The sequence below is a fragment of the Cohnella hashimotonis genome (genome assembly GCF_030014955.1).
Taxonomy (GTDB): domain Bacteria; phylum Bacillota; class Bacilli; order Paenibacillales; family Paenibacillaceae; genus Cohnella; species Cohnella hashimotonis.
Window position 1 is genome coordinate 1,938,411 of sequence record NZ_JAGRPV010000001.1, and the last position, 18,017, is coordinate 1,956,427.

An 18,017-nucleotide genomic window follows, 5' to 3' on the forward strand; every position below is an offset into this window, starting at 1 on the left:
TCGGGGAGGCCGGGAGATGAAGGATTCGCTGCCTCTTTGGACAAGGGCGTTCGAAGGAACGCTAGTTCAGGACCATGAGAGCGATTCGGCTTCCGAAACCTCACGCATCTATTACAGGCCGGCACGCTGGGCGGCGAATTGCAACACGCAAGGGACGACGTGCACAGGGAACATTATCTGCGCCGTGTTTTGGACAAATCGAGAACAATACAAAAACGCCTCCTGGACGAGCGCTTCGGCGCGCGCCAGGAGGCGTTTTGCTTGTGCATGAGGCTGGCCATTCATCATCGAACCGTTAAGCCTGGTCGCCGAGCGCTTCCTCGACGGCTTCGCGCTCCGCCTGCTTGCGGTGAGCGATCCGGCTGGCCGCGGAAGCGGCGATGGCGCCTACGATATCGTCCAGGAACGTATGCACGTCCTTGCCGTTTTTCTCGTTGAGCTTCTTAAGTACGCCGGGCTTGAACTTGTCTACGTAGCCGAAGTTCGTGAGGCCGATGCTGCCGTACACGTTGACGATGCTGAGCGCGAGCACCTCGTCGCAGCCGTAAAGCCCCTCGTCATGCCAGATCATGTTCTGCAGCGGGGGCAGCAACTGGCCCTGCTCCGCGAGCATGTCGAGCTGTATGCCGGTCAGCACGGCGTTCTGCACCTCGCGCTTGGACAGCACGGCTTCGACGTTCGTCACGCATTCGTCGAGGGTCAAATCTTTAAAATAATCCTTTTGCAGCAGCATGACCAATTGGCCGATCTGCTCCTTGGACACGCCGCGCTTGCCGAGCCAGTCCATGGTCGCCTGTGCGACTTCCTTGCTATTAAGCCGGTAGTTGGCCGGATTGGACATGAGACACACCTCTTTCTTGTATCGCTCCCGCGTCAAGCGATCACGATCATTATATTCCTCGCCGGTGCAGGACAAACCGTACATATTTCTCCCGGGGGCTCGTATACATAGTACTACAATACGAGGGAAGCGATAAAGCGCGGCGCCCCTGCGGGAGGAATTGGCAAATATGATACCTGTTCATTTTCGAAAACCGTTGTGGAAGCTGCTTGCCGCGGGAGGACTAGCCGTCGCTGTAACGGGCTGCAGCATCTCGGGCGTAGAAAAGACCGCCACAAGTCCGATCGACGCGCCGCCGGCCGCCGTCGAAAATCAGATGCTGCAGGCCGCCGACGACGCCATGGCGCCGATGGGGAGTTCCGCGATCGCCGACGGTTTGACCGTGTATCTCAAGGACAGCAAAGGCTACGTCGCGCCCATGACGCTGGACCGGTCCAAGCAGGAGAGCGCGACCGGACAGAATGCGCCGGAAATCGAAGCGTTGGCCTGGATGACCGCCGACGCCAAGCTTGCGGGACAGCTTCCTCCCGGCTTCACGCCCGTGCTGCCCAAAGGGACGGTCGTCTCCAAGGTCGTTAAAAATCCCGAAGCGGGTTCGGTCACCGTCGATTTCGCGAAGCCGCTGTCCGGCATTCCGGCATCGGACGAGCGCAAGGCGCTCGAGGCCATCGTCTGGACGATGACGGAGCTGCCGGGCATCGACAAGGTGCATCTCACCGTCGCCGGCCAGGACATGACCGAGCTTCCGGCATCCGGCTTGCCCGTTCCCGGCGTGCTCACGCGCAATATCGGCATCAACCTGGAGCGGTCGCCGCAGGTCAAGGTGAGCGAATCGATGGCCGTGACGCTTTATTTTTCCGCCAAAAACGAGCAGGGAGACGGCTATTTCGTACCCGTAACGCGTCTTGTCGAGCGGCAGAGCGACCGTGCCCGCGCCGCGCTGAGCGAGCTGATCAAGGGGCCGCAGGATACGAAAAGCCTTGAAGCCGTCATGCTCGCGAATACGAAGGTAGAAGAACTCGCCTTAAAGTCGGATACCGTGCAGGTCAAGTTGCAGGAGCAGGATTGGGCGGCCGGAATGCCCATGCCTGCCGAAATGATGGAAGGTTTGGTGCTGACCCTGACCGAGGCGACCGGCGCGCCGAAGGTCGCGGTCGCCGTCAACGGCAGCACCAAGCTCACCGGAGCGGACAGCGAGACGTATGAGCAGCCGGTCGAACGCCCGGCGCAGATTAACGCCTTTACGGGCTGAGTCGGCCGAACCTGCTTCGCCGCAACGCGGACGGCTATCGGATCAACCCGGATCCTTGAATCGATACGTTCGCGCGCACTTCGAACCGAATCTCCGGGTAGAGACGCTTCCATTTCTCCCATCTGCCCTTCGCATTGTGATGGTCGGCCAAGTAATGCAGACCGAAGCCGTACGGATCGACGCCGGCGTCGCGGATCTTGTACAGCATTCGTTCTGCCTCCTCCGAGAAGTGCTTGCCCATTTTGCGCTCGAGCCCTCCCCAATCTTTCTCCAATAGATGGGGGGGGCTTTGCTCGAGGAAGCCCTCGATGCGGATATTGACGATCGCGACGGGATCCTCTCCGCCCTTTAAATTGATTTTAGAAGTCGTGTGCGTAGCGGCGAGCACGATGTTAAGCGGTTTATCCGGAAGCACGAGGATCGTATTGTCTACGCCGAAGGCCGTCATATTGAACAAGAGCGTCTCGTCCGAATCGAGGAAGAGACGCGTTTTGTCTTTGTCCAACACGGCGGCGCGGTCGATCTTGTAGGCGTCCCGGAACACGTTGGCCACGGGCAGCACCGGGTCAAGGCCGGTCTCGTATACCCGGCGGTACAAATCGAACAGGTAAGTCGTGACCGTGTTGGCCGCCTCCGTGCCTTCGTTGCCGAACGACAGAAAGAGCGAATTGCCCGGATATCGTTCCGACTTGGGCTTCAGGCTGACGACGGAGTAAGCGTCAGGATCGCCGACCATGACGTTCGAGACGCTCTGGATATCGCGGCGTCGGGACAGCCATTGCAATGAGTTGTCGATGCCGTCCTTCTCGATCAGCTTACGGCCGAGGATGAACTCGCGGCAGTGTCCGAATTCCAGCTCCTTGTCCACGGTCGATTTCAAATGACGGACCGCTTCTGCGATTGAGGCGGCATCCGCGGTCTGCACAACGGACATGGCGCCGCCCTCTTCGATCTTGGAGGAAGGGAGGGCCAATCGAAGCGACACCCGATAGGGTGCGGCCGGATTGTCCGAATAGTCGAATCCTGCGGAGACGACGAAGTAACGTTTGTCGATGTCTTTCAACTGGCAACCGCCGAGCATCGGGAGCATCGTCAGACCCAGGCAGAGCAGCAGCGTTCGTTTTAGGATCATCGGTTCGCACCCCCGCTCTGCGGACTCCGCGATTCGTCGATCCGCTTCATGTATCCTTTTTTCTTCATGACGACGAAGACGATTAATAGCATGACCAAAATGGATTCGATGATAAAGCGCGTGACCAGCCACAGCTCGGCAGCCACGCGGTTGAATATATCGTTGGTAAAATACGCGTAGACGAACGTCAGCCCGGCCAACACCCCGCAGATCCACCAGTTGATGGCAGGCACGTTGACTTCGTCCGTCTGCGGCTTGTACTTTTTGAAGCAGGCTTTAAAAAACTCCATGCCCGTATGCCACGTATTCATGACGAACACGAGCGATAGGAATGTATAGAGCAGCAGGAACAAGTAGAGCACGCGCTGGATAAATCCGTACTTCATCATGAGGCTGTCGGTCGTGACGCTCCAGACGTACAGATAGTTGCCGACGGCCTGGGTGCCGTGGAATCCGATCGGCACGAAAAAGGAAACGAGCAAAAAAAAGGTGCCGACGATCGGAATGATCCACCTGAACCTGAACTTAAGGTCACTCGGATTGAGTCGGTTGAACAGCGTGATGTTCATATGGCCGGAGAAGACGAAGGAGGCTGCGAAAAGGCAGACCATCGACGGCGGCTTGCGAATGCCCGCGTCGGCGACGAGCCGAATGGCGTCCCAGTCCAGCCAGTGGCTGAAGAGCGCCTTGAACAGAATCCACAGAATGATCGGCGTGCTGACGATAAGCAGCACCTCGTGCGTGAACTGTACCGATCGGGACGTGCGGGAAGCGGCCCACAGCGAGGCTGCCGCCATGATCGCCAGGTTCAAATAGGAGCTGGCCTCGGGATCGAAGAAGATGCCGACTGTGTTCGAGTAAGAGAACAAGACGATGATGCCCGCGGTGCACCAGACCACGACGCCGACCATGTTCAGGCAGTTGGCGAGCCAAACCGGCAGGAAGAGCTTGTATATCTCGGGCAGTCCGAGTCCCGGGAAGCGTTGGAAGACGGCGGACGTTACGTAGCTATACAGCGTGCCGCAAGCGATAGCCAGCGGAAAAGAAGACACTGCGCCATCGAACCTGTGGCTGATCAGCACGTAGGGAACGAGCACCATGATATTCATCATGCCGACGTAGAAGATGTGATAGTAGTAATAGCGGATCATAGGCCCGCCTCCTTTTTACGCTCGCTTATTTGATGTTGTCGCTGGCTTTGCCCGCCTTGCTCTGGAACAGGGCGAAGTAAGGCTCGCCGAAGCTTCGCATGTTGCACAAATACACGACGAGCATGAATATGCCGACCACGACGCCGACGAGTCCCGCGAAGACGGCTACGAGGACGAACGCGTACTTCAATATGCGAATGAAGTAGCTAAACGTAGAGTTCGGAATGACGAAGTTGGAGATGGCCACGACGGACGTGACGATGATCATGATGCTGCTGACCAGACCCGCCTGCTGGGCGGCTTGCCCCAGAATCAGACCGCCGACCGTCGCAGCCGTCGAGCCGACCGACCGGGGCAGTCGGAGGCTGGCCTCGATAAGCGCCTCGATCATGAACAGCATAAGCAGCACTTCGATGAAGGACGGATAAGGCACGGCCGCGCGGCTCCCGTCGATCGTGAACGCGAGCTGGACCCGGAACACCTCGGGGTTGTAGGACACGATCGAGATATAAAGCGCCGGCAGCAAAAGCGTCAGCATCATCGAGACGTATCGCAGGCCGATCAGGAAGCGGCTCATCCAGGACGGCTCGTAATGGTCGTCCATTGCATACATGAAGTCGAAAAAGTGCACGGGCAGCAAGATGGCGAACCGGCTGCCGTCCATCAGGACGGCCAGCTTCCCTTTGTTCAGATGGATGCTGAGGCGGTCCGGTCGCTCGGTGATCTGCGTGATCGGGAACAAGCGGTACTTGGCTTGCGAGATCTGCTTGGCTAGCTGTCCGGCGGACAAGAGCAGGCCTTCGTCCAGGTTGCGCAGCCGCTTGCGTACCTCCTCCAGCGTCGTTTCGTTGCGTTTGGTGCGATCGTAAAGCAAGGCGATTTTGGATTTGGACTGGTTTTGCGGCTCGAAGTTTTCTACCGTCAGCTCGGGAACGTTGTACAGGTTGCGGACAAGCGTCAGATTGAGATCGAGATTTTCGGTAAAAGCGGATTGCGGGCCCTGCAGGGACGCCTCCACTTGCGTCTGGTCGGGCTGGGTCTGCATTCTCCTTATCGCGCGGAATACGAAGACTTCTCCCTCGTATTCCAGAATGATGTATCCTTTGAGCAAAAAATCGACCCATTGGTCCTCGGGGACATCCTTCATGAATCCGATGCTCGTATGCAGCATTCTTCGGAATTCGTCCGGGTCGAACCGGTAGGAAAAAGGCACGACGATGGCGTCTTTGAGCTGGTCCATGTCGCACATGCCCGGGAAAAAGCAAATCTGCATCTTGGCGTAACCGTTGTCCATCGTTTCGGCCGTAAAATCGGAAGGCGTGCCGAGAATATCCTTTACCTTTTCAAGCATGGCGGGACCTCCTTTCATTTCCATTCCCGGCTAGGATGCCCTGAATCCGGGGACTCATTCGTTACGCAGCTTCGGCATGCTTAAGGGGACCGATGATGCTTTTGACCGTGCACTCTGGTAAAATGGGATGGATTTGTCGGGGGGACGCTTGTCCCGTCGCTTTAGCTCAAGGAGGAATGGCAATCATGAGATCGGACGGAAGAGATGCCGGCGAGCTGAGACCGATGGCCGTCGTGCTGAATCCGAACAAATACGCCGAAGGCTCGGTGCAGATCGAGATGGGCGATACGAAGGTGCTCGTCACGGCAACGGTCGAGGAGCGCGTGCCGCCGTTTCTGAAGGGGCAGGGCAAAGGCTGGGTGACGGCCGAATACGCGATGCTGCCACGAGCGACCCATTCGCGCAATCAACGGGAATCTGTGAAAGGGAAACAAGTCGGACGCACGATGGAAATCCAGCGGCTGATCGGGCGGGCGCTCCGCTCCGTCGTCAACCTGGAAGCGCTCGGTGAGCGGACGATCACCTTGGACTGTGACGTGCTGCAGGCGGACGGAGGCACGCGGACGACGTCGATTACGGGCGCGTTCATCGCGCTCGCGCTCGCCGTGCACAAGCTTGCGGGCACGAACGCGTTCGCGAAGTATCCGCTGACCGACTATTTGGCTTCGGTAAGCGTGGGCGTGCTGGGCGACGCCGCGCTGCTCGACTTGAACTACGCGGAGGATTCCAAGGCGAAGGTGGACATGAACGTCGTGATGACGGGCGCGGGCGCATTCGTTGAAGTCCAGGGAACGGGCGAGGAGAAGCCGTTCTCGCGGGCGGAGCTTGACGGCATGCTGGCGCTTGCGGAATCGGGCATCGCGAGACTGATCGAGCTGCAGAAGCAGGCGCTAGGCGAAGCGGGCGCGAGGATCGGCACGGTGCGGACATGAGGCTGGCGCCGGGGGATACGCTGCTCGTCGCAACGCGCAACAAAGGGAAGACGGCGGAGTTCAGGGCGGCCTTCGCCGCGCTTGGCGTGAAGGTAGCCGACTTGACCGAATTCGAAGGCGGGCGGGATATTCCGGAAATCGTCGAGGACGGCGATACGTTCGAGGCGAATGCTGCGATCAAGGCGAGGGCGGTGTCGCTCGCGACCGGGCTGCCCGCGCTGGCGGACGACTCGGGCCTGTGCGTCGACGCGCTCGGCGGCGCGCCCGGCGTTTATTCGGCTCGCTATGCGGGCGAAGGCGCGACCGATGCGGACAACAACGCGAAGCTCGTTCGCGAGCTGCGCGCCGCCGGGGCTTCGGTGGCCGCCGCTGAGGCGGGCGGGGCGGAGGACGCGCTTAGCTCAGGGCGCTTCGTGAGCTGCCTCGTTCTTTATAAGCCGGGCGGCGACACGCTGAGCGCGGAGGGCGCGGTCGAAGGCATCGTCACCGGCGCGCCCCGCGGTGCGGGCGGGTTCGGTTACGACCCGTTGTTCTGGCTCCCGTCGCACGGAAGAGCGATGGCGGAGCTAAGCGTAAGCGAGAAAAACGCGATCAGCCACCGCGGGCAAGCGCTGGCGAAGCTGCTTCGCCTCCTGGGCGCGCCCGAGGCGGAGCGCTGAGTCTGTCGGGATTGCAGCCAGCAAACAAAAAAGGGATAAGGCAGCTTTATTTCTGCCTCATCCCTTTTTTGTTTGATCAGAAAGCAACCAATTGCGACGATTCGCGTCAGTAAACTTTTTTGGACGTGCCGGAACTTTTCGATGGCATGCGGCCTCAATGCCTGCATTTATACATGTATTTTCTCCCCACCCACAGCACCTGATAAAATACCTGCAAATGTGCAGGTAAATTCAGCGCACAAGCCGGAAATTCGGCTGATGGAGGAAAATAACTGCGTTTTGGCATCTATCCGCTTGAAAAGGGCCGACATCGGCAGAAATAGATGTATATTTGCAGGCTTTGCGGAAAAGGAACGACGCGGGCGATCGCGGGACTATTGGAACGGCTGGCGGATGAACCATCGACAGGTTTTCCGCACCGACTATACGAGCCGGACTTTATATTCCCGCAGCCAATAATCGACCTGCAGCAGGTAGGCGAACAGCTGAGGACCGCTCATGAGCTGGCCGAACCAGGGCAGGTTCGTGCCGGCATCGGCCGTTTCGGCGATTTGCCGGACCTTTTTCCCGTCGATCAACAGCAGGAGCGGAGACGAGACATCGTCGAGGCGCTCCAGCAGACGCGATTTCACCGCTGACAGGTAATTCGGATTATGCGTTTTCGGATAGGGACTCTTTTTCCGGTACAGCACGTCGCTCGGCAGGACGCCCTCGAGCGATTTGCGAAGGATGCCTTTCTCCCGGTCGCCCGCCTGCTTGATTTTCCAGGGAACGTTAAACACGTAATCGACCAGGCGATGATCGCAGTAAGGTACCCGCACTTCAAGTCCTGCAGCCATGCTCATCCGGTCCTTGCGGTCCAGCAGCGTCGGCATGAACCGGGTGATGTTCAGGTACGACATGCGGCGCATGAGCCGCTGCTCTTCGTTTTCGCCGGGCAGCGCCGGCACCTCGCTCACGGCCTGCGCGTACCGGTCGGCTACGTACTCCCGCGGCCGGACCGTCTCGAGTACGACTGGCGACAGAATGCTCTCCCGAAGATCAACGGACAGCGACCAAGGGAACGTGTTAGCTTCCAGCGCTTCCTTGCGGTGGAACCACGGGTAGCCGCCGAACACTTCGTCCGCGGCTTCGCCGGAGACGGCGACGGTTGCGCCTTTTTTTATTTCCCTGCAGAACAGATAAAGGGAAGCGTCGATATCCGCCATCCCGGGATAGTCCTTGGCCCGGACGGCCGCCTCGAGCGCCTCGACGAGTTCGGGCGTGTCGAACTGGATCGGATGATGGACCGTACGCAGATGCTCGACCATCCGGGCGATCCACGGCGCATCGGCGTTCGGCTGGAAGGCATGTGCCTTAAAATGCTTATCGTTGTCGACGTAGTCTACCGAATACGTGTCGACGTTGCCCTGTCCCGTGCGGTTGTAATAGGCGACTGCGAGCGCGGTCAGAGCGCTGGAGTCGAGCCCGCCGGACAGCAGCGTGCATACGGGCACGTCGGAGGCGAGCTGGCGTTCGAGCGTATCGGCGAGCAGCTCGCCGATACGGGCCGCCGTCGCTGCTTCGTCGTCCTCGTGTTCCCGGCTCTCGAGCTGCCAGTACGTCCGGATGCGCAGGCCGTTCCGGTCGAAGCTGAGCGTCTGACCCGGCTTCAGCTCGGACAGTCCGCGCCAGATGCCGTGACCGGGTGTCCTCGCAGGACCGAGCACGAACAGCTCCGCGAGTCCTTCGCCGTCAATCTCCGGCTCTACGTCCGGGTGCGCCAATACCGCTTTCGGCTCTGAGCCAAATAGGAACCGGCCTTCGTCATGCCGGTAGAACAACGGCTTGACCCCAAGACGGTCGCGCGCGGCGAACAGCGTCTGTTCGAGCGAATGCCATACGGCAAACGCAAAAATGCCGTTGAGCCGCTCCACGCAAGACGGTCCCCACTCGATGTAAGCTTGCAGCAGCACTTCCGTATCGCAGTTCGTCTTGAACGCGTAGCCGAGCGTGAGCAGCTCCCTTTTCAACTCGGGCGCGTTGTACAATTCGCCGTTGTAAACGATGACGCAGTCGTGGTCCTCCGCTTCCTTGGACGGACGTATCATCGGCTGCGCGCCGTTCGCCGGATCCATGACGGACAGGCGCCGGTGTCCGAACGCGCAATGGCGGGAGAGCCACGTGCCCGAGGCGTCGGGGCCGCGCAGCTCCAGCGTTTCCGTCATGCGCTCGAGCGCGTCGGCCTGTTGCGTCAAGTCCCGGTTCCAATCGATCCAGCCTGTTATTCCGCACATGGCCTATCGCAACCTCCCCGCTGGTATTGCCTGGCTGCCTTATGAATGGGGCAAAACCAATCAAAAGATGTGTATGCGGAATTGAGAGTAAAATGTCTGTCCTTGCGGAAAAATTAAGAACGGGCGTCCGAAAGGAGAGGAATGCGGCCATGTTGACGGTTAGGCACGCCGCTTTTCGAAGAGTGCTGGCGAGAGGCAGGCAGCTGTACGGCGAGGTAGAGGTGCATACCGACTTTGCGCGCGCGCCGCGGCTGCTGGCGTATTTCCGCAAGGAAGACGACGGCAGGCTGCAGCTCGTCCGCGTGATGAAGGAGGATTCCTTCCTGGAGCCGGGCGTCATCGGCATCGCCGAGCTCCCCGTCTACGCCGCCACCGAGGACGTAACGGATCAGCTGTTCAGCGGTCCCGATCATGCGGCAGGAGAAGACAGACACCTATTCGGTCGGCAGATCGTCGCGATCGGCGAGGTGCGGGAGGCGCTCGAGCAGGCGCTTGTCTAGGGCCGGTCAGCTTAAACAGCGAGAGGAGGGATTGGCATGCCCGGAAAAAGGAAAAAGAATAAAGGCAACAGCTACGCCGAACGGGGCGAGGAATTTGCCGAAGCGGTGATCAAGTCGACGGAAGGCAACCATCCGGCGCAAAACGCGCCCGCTTCGCCCCACAACCGGTAATCCTAGAATCGCGATGGAAACCGAAACCGTGCAACTTGGCGGACCTCCGTCTCGTCTTATTTTCCAAACGGGAAAATAAGGGAGTTTGAAATGATGTTTGCGACCTCATTTGGAAATAAGGCAGCGCGGCGAATCGTAATCGCCGCGCTGTTCGTCATGGCGCCGGCCTGGCTTAGCGCCTGCGGGAATAATAACGGCGCCGACCAGGCGCAAACGGCCAAAGAGACCGTCGCAGCCGTGTCGGGAACGACTGCCGCAGGAGCTGCGCCAGTCGACGAACCGTCGTCGGGCGCCCCTGAAGTGGACAGTCTCGCCGATGCAGTCAGCCCGTCGCCAGCGTCGTCTCCATCTTCGCTCACTGCAGCCACCTCTGCGAGCGTGTCGCGGACAATCATGTTCGACGGCGAGACCGGAGAAGCCGCCGTCTCGCTGCCGCTGGTCGGCGTGCCGACCGCATACGGCGTCGACGGGGACGGGGACGGAGAACCGCCTTCCTTGCTGCCGGAGTCGGACCTGCCTGCGCAAGGGTTTGTCGTTCCGAAGAAGCTGGCGTCCAAGCTGGCAGTCTATTGGATGAATCTAGGCTACGACAACCAAGGATTCATGATGCTTGCACCGAGGGATTGGACGGTCACGGGGTCTGTCGGCGCGAATGGCTCATTCGGCATGCACGCCGAAAATTCGGTCGATGCAGGGCAGTTCCTGGATACGATCGATACGGCGGGCAGCTGCCAGGGCTGCGCGATCGCCGATATCGGCGCCTACTTTCCGGAGTTGGCGAAGTGGGCGGAGGAGCAGGGATTCCCTGCAGATACGCCTAAGACGTACTTGTCCTCGAAGCCGATCGGCGACAGGATGATCGAATTTACCGAAACGTCGGACAATGGGCGTGACGGTTACGGCGTGCTTGGGGCCGCATACGAGGAGCATGAAGGAGGCAGCTTGTTCAGAACGGCAAGAACGGGGTATGCGCAGGAGGATCGGGCTGTTGCCGAGACGATGATCGCTTTTTACGAATGGATGTACGGCGATCGCTAAGGCGCTTACTTGAGCGCGGTCAGGATGACGCCGACCGTAATCAGCCCGATGCCGATTCCGTTTAGCAGCGTAATTTTTTCTCCGAGAAAAAGAAACGCGAGCAGCGCGGCAATCACGACGCTAAGCTTGTCGACCGGGCCGACCTGCGCAACCTTGCCGTACTTGAGCGCGAGGAAGTAAAACATCCAGGATACGGCGCCGGCTACGCCGCTGAGCGCTACGAAGGTTAACGCCTTTTTGTGTCCCCAGATCGTACCCAGTTCGGCCCATTTCCCTTGGACGACCACTACGCCGAGCATGAAGACGGCCATAATGACGGATCTTACGGCCGTCGCCGCGTTCGAATCGATGTTTTGCAGTCCGATCTTGCCGAAGACGGCGACGAGCGCGGCGGCCGCTGCGGATAGCAATGCATAGATGAGCCAGATTCCCATTTTCAAGAAAACCTCCATAACGGTTGTAGGTACAGCTTCGCCTGCGCCGTCACCGTAGCGCACGATCGGTGTTATAATAGTACGGAAGCGATCGAACGCTAGATCACGGCAGCATGGAGGCAAACGGCGTGGCACATTTATACTTTAAGTATGGCACAATGAACAGCGGGAAATCGATCGAAATTATCAAAGTCGCGCACAATTACGAAGAGCAGGGGAAGCGCGTGCTTCTCTTTACCCCCGCCATCGATACGCGTATCGGCACCAACGTTGTCGGCTCCCGCACCGGCATGACGCGACCCGCGATTCCGGTAGCGGCGGACACCGACCTGTTCGAGCTCGTTCGCAGGGAGCAGAGCGGCGACGGGCAGCGTATCTCTTGCGTACTTGTGGACGAGGCGCAATTTCTCAACAAGCGGCAGGTGCTGGAGCTCACCTGGATCGTCGACGAGCTCGATATTCCCGTGATGGCGTTCGGGCTGAAGAACGATTTCCGCAACGAGTTGTTCGAGGGCAGCTACAACCTGCTCGTCAACGCCGACAAGATCGAAGAGATCAAGACGATCTGCTGGCACTGCGACCGCAAGGCGACGATGGTCGTCCGTTCCGTGGGCGGCGTGCCGGTGAACGAAGGCGATCAGATCATGATCGGCGGCAACGACGATTACAAGCCGGTGTGCAGAAGCTGTTATCGCAAGACGTTTCAGGGCGGTCTTTGAGTCGAACTTTGGAGCGCGCATCCGCTTGATCAATATGAATCCCCGAGTCTCGTGCGCGAGGCGCGGGGATTTTTTCCTTTTATTCTGCCGGGTACAAGGAAGAGGGGACGACCAGCCTAACCCTCAGTTCGCATAAAAGGGACCCTTTGTCCGACTGGAGGCTATTACGTGTATTATTACAAGGAAGAGCTTATCAATATCATCAAGCCGGACAAGCCGGCTATCAAAACGTCCAGTTCAACTTCCGGCCGGATCCGACCCGGATCGGGGAAATATTCCAAGGCCGATCCCCAAACCGCAAAGGCGGGCCGCTCTCTGTGACGCCACCGCCGCAAGGCTTCCCGGTGCCGCAGCTGCCCGACATGCCAAATGAGCACGCGCCGGGATTGGTCGACATGACGCGTTAAATTTGACCGGATGAAAGAAGTTCCGACGGCTGCCAGCCATCGGGACTTCTTTGCTTGCGGAGCGCCGTATGGAGTTGCCCGACGAGCGGGCAATAAACGGGAATCAGCCGGATTGTCCGCTTCGTCGCAAGGCGTCCGATGCGACCGACAAGCCCGCATAGTCGCCGACCCGATCGTCGAGCGCCGCAGGCAGGACGCTGCATGCGCTTAGCGCATGTGTCAGCGCCTCCCGCTTCAATGCGGCCTGCATCGGCGGCTCGAGCAACGGACGCAGCTTCGCGTAGATGCTGCCGATCACTATGCGCTCGGGATTGAACAGGTCCACGAGCACGGCAAGGCCCTGGCCCAGACGGTCGCCGCTGATGCGCATCGCCGCAAGCGCCGTCTCGTCTCCGGCCAGCGCCGCCTCGCCGACCCGCAGCGCGGTAATCCCGCCGAGCTCGGAGACGGAGGCGCAATAGGAGGGGGCATGGCCGCGCTGCAGCTGCTCCAGCGCCAGCGAGGCACCAAGCTGGGCGATGCCGCCGCCGCTGCAGAAGCCTTCGAACGAGCCGAGCTTGCCATAGCCGACCGGACCGAATTCGGACAGCCGGATATGCCCGGCTTCCCCGGCCATACCGTTAGCGCCGGCATATAGCCTGCCGTTCAGAATCAAGCCGGCGCCAAGACCCGTGCCGAAGGTCAAGAAAACCATATGGTCCGTCCCCCGGCCCGCTCCCCATTGCCACTCCGCCAGCGCGCAGGCGTTGGCGTCGTTTTGCAGCGCGACGGGTGCGGCTTGCCGCTGCCGTACGGCGCCGACGATGTCGACCAGGTCCCAGCCGGGCAGGTTGGGCGGAGATAAGATCAGTCCTCGGCTTGCGTCGAGCGGCCCGCCGCAGCTGATGCCGACGGCGTCCGGCGCGGCGGCGCCGGCTGTGGCAAGCAGCGCATCGAGCCCGTCCAGCAGGCTGCCGATCATGAATTCAGGCGTGCCGGCCGTAGGCAGCATTTGCTTGCCGACGATCTCGATGCCGTCCATCGTCGGTCGTCCCAGACTGACGGCGCACTTCGTGCCGCCGATATCGATGCCCGCGAGCAGCTTCATGAGGCGAACAGCGCCTCCTCGATCGCGATGCACAGCGCATGATAGATCGGCAGATGACGCTCCTGGACGTCCGGCGTCGTATAGGCCGGGACGGCGATGGCCGCGTCGCACAGCGCCGCGAGCCTGCCGCCGGATCGGCCCGTCATGCCGATGACCGGAATGCCGGCGGCTTTGGCGGCCTGGGCCGCGCGCACGACGTTGGCGGAGTTGCCGGACGTGCTGATCGCGATCAGCGCGTCGCCGTCTCTCGCGTAGCCGAGCACCTGCTGCGCATAGACGAGCTCGGCGTCCATATCGTTGGCGACGGCGGTGCACAGCGCTGCGTGCGCAGACAGCGAGATCGCCGGCAGCGAAGCCTGCAGGCGATCGGCGAGACGACGCCCTTCGCCGGGCAGCGCGGCTTCGAAGCGCTCGCATTCGCCGGCCGAGAGCGGCCGCTTTTTCATAAAACCCTTCATTAATTCTCCGACGATATGGTCGCAGTCGGACGCGCTGCCGCCGTTGCCGCAGAGCAGCAGCTTGCCGCCGCCGCGGTAGACTTGCAGACAGATGCGAAGAGACGCATCAAGCTCGGCTTCGAGCACATGGAGCTCGGGATAGCGAGCGAACAAATGATGCCAGACAGTCATAGGAAGGCCTCCGCCGATTGCAGGATTGGATGGATTCCTTCCGAGTGTAGCGGGGAAGCGGGTGCCTGTTCTTGTCTTTTTATCCTGCGGATTGCACTTTTTTCGGAAAATCACTGACGTTCGTTCTGCGTCGGATTCCCGTTCAAGGTCAGACGTTCATCCTGCGAAGAGCCTTCCTCCCGCTTGCGGGAAGCGCTCGGTGATATGCCGCGATACTGCTTGTACACGCGGATAAAGTAGGCAAGTGACCCGAATCCGGCATTATAGGCGATCTCAGTAATCGGGAGCGAGGAACCGGATAGCAGTCGATCCGCATAGGACACGCGGAGCCGCTGCACGTATGCGCTGAACGTCTCGCCCGTCCAATCCTTGAACTTCTCGCTGAAATAGCCCGGAGACAGATGCAGCTGCGCCGCAGCCTCGGCGAGACTGATGGATTCCCGGTAATGCAAATGAATATAACGCAGCGCGCGCCTGACTTCATACTCCCGAACGATGGGTCCTGCCGCTCCGTCGACGGCGCTGCCGCGTTCGCTCGCGCGCAGCACATCGATCACGATTCGGCCTAGCGTGTACCGCACCGCCGCGGCGCGAGCGAGCGATGTCCGCTCCGTCTCCTGGCGCAGCCGCGCCAGCTCGGCCTCGAGCAACGAAGTCGCCTCCTCTCCGAGCTGCACGGCGAGCGGCCCGGGGGCTTCCAACAGCAATTCGAGCAGCTCGTCGTCCAGCAGCGCGCCCGAAAATTTGCAGTTCACGAGCCGAAGGGCGCCTCCCGGCGCTAAAGTCACCTCATGCGCATCCGCGGGCGAGAGCAGCGAAAAAGTTCCTCGCGAGAGTGCCATCTCCGCGCCGTTGATGCGCTGGCTGCCCGCGCCTGACAGCACCAGCTCCATCTCGTAAAAGTCGTGCGCATGGAGCTCCCAGTTGCGGACGATCTCGTATTCGGACACGGCCAAAGCCTCGCCCCGGTTCAAATAGTCGGCTGCGCTGAGCCGTTCGAGCCATTTTCGGGACACGGCGGTCTCCTCCTGCATGAAAGCGTCTTTTCTCCCCACTATACTACGATTGGTGGTACGCAGGCTTTTTCGCTTGGCGGCTGACCGCAGTTTTCCGACGCGGTCGCTAGATTATTACTTGTCCAAGAAGCTTGCTTACTATTATATAAAGCGTTCGCAGCGGCCGGTCTGCCTCATGATCGACAACCCGGAGCAGAGGCGGGTTAGCTTGTCACAGGCAACGATTCGCTGGAGGTGGCGGACGAAACAGGGCGTCGTCTTCCCGCGCAGGGAGGCGGCCGCCATCCCGCATCAAGACGAGCGGGAGCCGGTGGCCCGGCGTCCCTACCTTGGACCGGGATGAGGAATAGCAAAAGAGCCGAAAACCCTTGGAAATAAAGGGCTATCGGCTCTCTTTCATTTATATGAACCAAAAGGAAACAGTCAAAACTGGCGTCCCAAGAGGGATTCGAACCCCCGACCGCACGCTTAGAAGGCGTGTGCTCTATCCAGCTGAGCTATTGGGACACAGCTTGATTATATTACCACAGGGACGGTGCTCCGCTCAAGTACTAATTTAAAATTCGGCGGCACGACCGACCGGCACGCGAAGCGGCTTGCGCATATGCCTGTACGGATGGCCGTTAATGGAGACGCGCTTGTCTTCCTCGAACCCGAGCCGGGCGTACAGGGCGCGCGCGCCGTCTTTTTCAATATCGACGTTCAGCCCGATTGCTGCGTAACCCTGCGCGACCGCCACCGACTCTGCATGGCGGATGAGCGCCTTGGCGAACCCGCGACCTTGATATGCCGGAAAGACGGCGACGGCATCGATATAAAATTCGTCTTCGTCGGCTTCGCGATCCTGCACGACGTCACTGAAGCCTGCTTCCAGCAGCAGCCGGGCGATAGGGGCGTAGAGCGCATCCGTCAGATCGCCGCCATAACACAAAATCGTGCCGGCCGGTTCATTCCCCTCGGCGACGAGCAGCGCGTGGCGTTCGGCGCTGAAACGGTTGCCGGGCAAGCGGTAGTATTCGGCAAGCTTGGCCAGCACGGCCGCCTCGGTACGTTCGCCGGTGAGCCGGTAGGCGATGTCTTCGATGGCCAGCAGCACCAGCTTGGATACCGCTGCCGCATCGGCAGGGCCTGCGGATCTGATCAGCATCGCGTATGTCGCCTCCATTATCATAATTAAAGCTTGGAAACAAAAAAGCCTCTGCGGCAACAGAGACTCGTCGGTTATGCGGTTGGAGCGGGTGATGGGAATCGAACCCACGCCTCAAGCTTGGGAAGCTGGCGTTCTGCCATTGAACTACACCCGCGTAGCAGTAGTATAATAGCATAGCTTGGCCGCGCTAGGCAATGCGCCGCTTTTTAATTTGCCGCGTCTTCATGATATAATTCCTGAATCGGACTGAACAAGCAAGCGCTCGGACAGCGATGGAGGAAGGGGTTCGCGGCGTGTCGGACTTCACTGGGGACAATCTGGTCTTGTTTCCCAAGACCTTGGACTACTATCAGATCAAATTGACGCGCATGCTCGAGACGGAGCGATACGGGGAAGCCAAGGGCCTGTTGGACTTCCTGCTGCAGTGCGGAGGCGAAGCGGAGCGGCATCATACCGAGTGGCAGGCGCTGCTTGGCTGGCTGGAGGCCGCTTTTCCGGAGGCGACGGCAACGGGACTCCCGGGAGAAGAGGCGGATGACGCGGTCGAGGAGGACGAGGACGCGGATGCCGTTCTCAGACAGCGGGTGCTGGGGCGGGCGGCAGAGGATCCCGCCTATTTGCAGCGGCTCGTATCCATGCTATTCGATAACGAGGACCCCGAGCAGCAGCTGCTGGCGCTAGGCCAAATGGCGCATCTCCCGGGACCCGAAGCCGAAGAGGCGCTGCGGCGATGGCTGTCCGAACGCGAGCGCCATCCGCTCGTGCAGTTCCGGGCGCTGCAGCTGCTCCGCAGGTTCGGGGCGGAAGGGACGGCGGTCATGCTTCGGGACGGCGAGGCGCTGTCGCTCGAGATCGAGGAGACGCCGCTGTCGTTCGAGGAATTCCCGCGCGCGGTGCTCGATGTGCCGGAGCGGCTGAGCCGAATGGCGGAGGTGTCCGATCCTGCGCTCTCTTACTTTGCCGACGAGATGTGGCGGGAATGCGTGCAGGCGGCTTACGGCTCCAACGTTTTCAAATGGATGATGGAGGCCGACGACGGCGCATCGGATCTGTGGGCGGCGGCGCTTCACCAGCATTTGCTCGAGAAGCTCCACGGTCAGACGGGCGACGAATGGACGCGGGAGCAGTACGGAATTACGGGCGAGCTGCGGTTTCGGTACGAGCAGGCGCTGCGCTGGCTGCGGATGTACGGAGCGGATACGGTCTGATTTGCGCCCGTTTTTGCCTTGAATTCGCTGCCAGTATTGTTCTATAATAAAATGGTTTATGTCA

General features: G+C 60.1%; 18 protein-coding genes, 2 tRNA genes and 1 pseudogene. 9 read left to right on the plus strand and 12 right to left on the minus strand.

Annotated elements, in window-relative coordinates; genetic code table 11:
* Positions 1-295 precede the first annotated feature (295 nt).
* Positions 296-841 (minus strand): phosphatidylglycerophosphatase A family protein, encoded by a 546-nt coding sequence (locus KB449_RS07540; RefSeq protein ID WP_282907791.1) that lies wholly within the window; start codon positions 839-841, stop codon positions 296-298.
* A 169-nt stretch (positions 842-1,010) separates the two neighbouring features.
* Between KB449_RS07540 and KB449_RS07545 the strand changes: the two genes are divergently transcribed.
* Positions 1,011-2,093, plus strand: coding sequence for a GerMN domain-containing protein (locus KB449_RS07545; RefSeq protein ID WP_282907792.1), 1,083 nt, complete (start codon positions 1,011-1,013; stop codon positions 2,091-2,093).
* Positions 2,094-2,127: 34 nt separating this feature from the next.
* Here the strand turns inward: KB449_RS07545 and KB449_RS07550 are convergent, their stop codons facing one another.
* From KB449_RS07550 to KB449_RS07560, 3 genes are read right to left on the minus strand one after another with little or no spacing between them, the layout of a single operon-like run.
* Complete coding sequence (locus KB449_RS07550; protein ID WP_282907793.1) at positions 2,128-3,225, minus strand: Ger(x)C family spore germination protein; 1,098 nt, start codon at positions 3,223-3,225, stop codon at positions 2,128-2,130.
* Positions 3,222-4,376 carry a GerAB/ArcD/ProY family transporter gene (locus tag KB449_RS07555; protein WP_282907794.1) on the minus strand — a complete coding sequence of 385 codons (1,155 nt, stop codon included), beginning with the start codon at positions 4,374-4,376 and terminating at the stop codon, positions 3,222-3,224. The genes KB449_RS07550 and KB449_RS07555 overlap by 4 nt, the downstream gene beginning before the upstream one ends.
* Before the next feature lie 25 nt (positions 4,377-4,401).
* Positions 4,402-5,727 carry a spore germination protein gene (locus KB449_RS07560; protein WP_282907795.1) on the minus strand — a complete coding sequence of 442 codons (1,326 nt, stop codon included), beginning with the start codon at positions 5,725-5,727 and terminating at the stop codon, positions 4,402-4,404.
* 185 nt (positions 5,728-5,912) lie between these two features.
* On the opposite strand from KB449_RS07560, the gene rph reads away from it, so the two are divergent.
* Both rph and rdgB read left to right on the plus strand, forming a co-directional pair.
* Complete coding sequence (gene rph, locus KB449_RS07565; protein WP_282907796.1) at positions 5,913-6,659, plus strand: ribonuclease PH; 747 nt, start codon at positions 5,913-5,915, stop codon at positions 6,657-6,659.
* Positions 6,656-7,318 (plus strand): RdgB/HAM1 family non-canonical purine NTP pyrophosphatase, encoded by a 663-nt coding sequence (gene rdgB, locus KB449_RS07570; RefSeq protein WP_282907797.1) that lies wholly within the window; start codon positions 6,656-6,658, stop codon positions 7,316-7,318. The genes rph and rdgB overlap by 4 nt, the downstream gene beginning before the upstream one ends.
* A 422-nt stretch (positions 7,319-7,740) precedes the next feature.
* Here rdgB and asnB read toward each other — a convergent pair whose 3' ends face one another.
* On the minus strand, positions 7,741-9,594 hold the full coding sequence (gene asnB, locus KB449_RS07575; protein WP_282907798.1) for an asparagine synthase (glutamine-hydrolyzing): 1,854 nt from the start codon (positions 9,592-9,594) through the stop codon (positions 7,741-7,743).
* A gap of 149 nt (positions 9,595-9,743) precedes the next feature.
* Between asnB and KB449_RS07580 the strand changes: the two genes are divergently transcribed.
* The 3 genes from KB449_RS07580 (at position 9,744) to KB449_RS07590 (ending at position 11,303) form a co-directional block, all read left to right on the plus strand.
* Positions 9,744-10,094, plus strand: coding sequence for a hypothetical protein (locus KB449_RS07580; RefSeq protein WP_282907799.1), 351 nt, complete (start codon positions 9,744-9,746; stop codon positions 10,092-10,094).
* Positions 10,095-10,130: 36 nt separating this feature from the next.
* Complete coding sequence (locus KB449_RS07585; RefSeq protein ID WP_282907800.1) at positions 10,131-10,265, plus strand: hypothetical protein; 135 nt, start codon at positions 10,131-10,133, stop codon at positions 10,263-10,265.
* A 93-nt stretch (positions 10,266-10,358) separates the two neighbouring features.
* Positions 10,359-11,303 (plus strand): DUF4850 domain-containing protein, encoded by a 945-nt coding sequence (locus KB449_RS07590; protein ID WP_282907801.1) that lies wholly within the window; start codon positions 10,359-10,361, stop codon positions 11,301-11,303.
* 5 nt (positions 11,304-11,308) lie between these two features.
* Here KB449_RS07590 and KB449_RS07595 read toward each other — a convergent pair whose 3' ends face one another.
* A complete protein-coding gene (locus tag KB449_RS07595; RefSeq protein ID WP_282912758.1) occupies positions 11,309-11,737 on the minus strand; it encodes an EamA family transporter in 429 nt (142 codons plus the stop codon).
* A 128-nt stretch (positions 11,738-11,865) separates the two neighbouring features.
* On the opposite strand from KB449_RS07595, the gene KB449_RS07600 reads away from it, so the two are divergent.
* Positions 11,866-12,456: a thymidine kinase gene (locus tag KB449_RS07600; RefSeq protein ID WP_282907802.1), complete on the plus strand. Its 591-nt coding sequence runs from the start codon at positions 11,866-11,868 to the stop codon at positions 12,454-12,456.
* A 218-nt stretch (positions 12,457-12,674) separates the two neighbouring features.
* Positions 12,675-12,863 (plus strand): annotated as a pseudogene (locus tag KB449_RS07605) (manganese catalase family protein); the annotation flags it as partial.
* 103 nt (positions 12,864-12,966) lie between these two features.
* Here the strand turns inward: KB449_RS07605 and KB449_RS07610 are convergent.
* From KB449_RS07610 to KB449_RS07635, 6 genes are all read right to left on the minus strand, one after another.
* A complete protein-coding gene (locus KB449_RS07610; protein ID WP_282907803.1) occupies positions 12,967-13,950 on the minus strand; it encodes an ROK family protein in 984 nt (327 codons plus the stop codon).
* The gene (locus tag KB449_RS07615) at positions 13,947-14,579 is read right to left on the minus strand and encodes a D-sedoheptulose-7-phosphate isomerase (RefSeq protein ID WP_282907804.1); all 633 of its coding nucleotides are present in this window, start codon (positions 14,577-14,579) and stop codon (positions 13,947-13,949) included. Before KB449_RS07615 ends, KB449_RS07610 begins: the two co-directional genes overlap by 4 nt.
* 110 nt (positions 14,580-14,689) lie before the next feature.
* Complete coding sequence (locus KB449_RS07620) at positions 14,690-15,595, minus strand: AraC family transcriptional regulator (RefSeq protein ID WP_282907805.1); 906 nt, start codon at positions 15,593-15,595, stop codon at positions 14,690-14,692.
* Positions 15,596-16,025: 430 nt separating this feature from the next.
* A tRNA-Arg gene (locus KB449_RS07625) sits at positions 16,026-16,102 on the minus strand.
* Between the two features lie 49 nt (positions 16,103-16,151).
* Positions 16,152-16,742 carry a GNAT family N-acetyltransferase gene (locus KB449_RS07630; RefSeq protein ID WP_282907806.1) on the minus strand — a complete coding sequence of 197 codons (591 nt, stop codon included), beginning with the start codon at positions 16,740-16,742 and terminating at the stop codon, positions 16,152-16,154.
* Between the two features lie 83 nt (positions 16,743-16,825).
* A tRNA-Gly gene (locus KB449_RS07635) sits at positions 16,826-16,899 on the minus strand.
* A 139-nt stretch (positions 16,900-17,038) separates the two neighbouring features.
* Here KB449_RS07635 and KB449_RS07640 point away from each other — a divergent pair.
* Complete coding sequence (locus KB449_RS07640) at positions 17,039-17,953, plus strand: HEAT repeat domain-containing protein (RefSeq protein ID WP_282907807.1); 915 nt, start codon at positions 17,039-17,041, stop codon at positions 17,951-17,953.
* Positions 17,954-18,017 lie beyond the last annotated feature (64 nt).

What these genes read in the sequence shown, in the direction of transcription:
- rdgB (WP_282907797.1), top strand. Translation starts at nt 6,656, where the DNA reads ATGAGGCTGGCGCCGGGGGATACGCTGCTCGTCGCAACGCGCAACAAA.
- KB449_RS07595 (WP_282912758.1), bottom strand. Translation starts at nt 11,737, where the DNA reads ATGGGAATCTGGCTCATCTATGCATTGCTATCCGCAGCGGCCGCCGCG.
- KB449_RS07630 (WP_282907806.1), bottom strand. Translation starts at nt 16,742, where the DNA reads ATGCTGATCAGATCCGCAGGCCCTGCCGATGCGGCAGCGGTATCCAAG.
- KB449_RS07550 (WP_282907793.1), bottom strand. Translation starts at nt 3,225, where the DNA reads ATGATCCTAAAACGAACGCTGCTGCTCTGCCTGGGTCTGACGATGCTC.
- KB449_RS07555 (WP_282907794.1), bottom strand. Translation starts at nt 4,376, where the DNA reads ATGATCCGCTATTACTACTATCACATCTTCTACGTCGGCATGATGAAT.
- KB449_RS07560 (WP_282907795.1), bottom strand. Translation starts at nt 5,727, where the DNA reads ATGCTTGAAAAGGTAAAGGATATTCTCGGCACGCCTTCCGATTTTACG.
- KB449_RS07580 (WP_282907799.1), top strand. Translation starts at nt 9,744, where the DNA reads ATGTTGACGGTTAGGCACGCCGCTTTTCGAAGAGTGCTGGCGAGAGGC.
- KB449_RS07545 (WP_282907792.1), top strand. Translation starts at nt 1,011, where the DNA reads ATGATACCTGTTCATTTTCGAAAACCGTTGTGGAAGCTGCTTGCCGCG.
- KB449_RS07590 (WP_282907801.1), top strand. Translation starts at nt 10,359, where the DNA reads ATGTTTGCGACCTCATTTGGAAATAAGGCAGCGCGGCGAATCGTAATC.
- asnB (WP_282907798.1), bottom strand. Translation starts at nt 9,594, where the DNA reads ATGTGCGGAATAACAGGCTGGATCGATTGGAACCGGGACTTGACGCAA.
- KB449_RS07585 (WP_282907800.1), top strand. Translation starts at nt 10,131, where the DNA reads ATGCCCGGAAAAAGGAAAAAGAATAAAGGCAACAGCTACGCCGAACGG.
- rph (WP_282907796.1), top strand. Translation starts at nt 5,913, where the DNA reads ATGAGATCGGACGGAAGAGATGCCGGCGAGCTGAGACCGATGGCCGTC.
- KB449_RS07610 (WP_282907803.1), bottom strand. Translation starts at nt 13,950, where the DNA reads ATGAAGCTGCTCGCGGGCATCGATATCGGCGGCACGAAGTGCGCCGTC.
- KB449_RS07540 (WP_282907791.1), bottom strand. Translation starts at nt 841, where the DNA reads ATGTCCAATCCGGCCAACTACCGGCTTAATAGCAAGGAAGTCGCACAG.
- KB449_RS07615 (WP_282907804.1), bottom strand. Translation starts at nt 14,579, where the DNA reads ATGACTGTCTGGCATCATTTGTTCGCTCGCTATCCCGAGCTCCATGTG.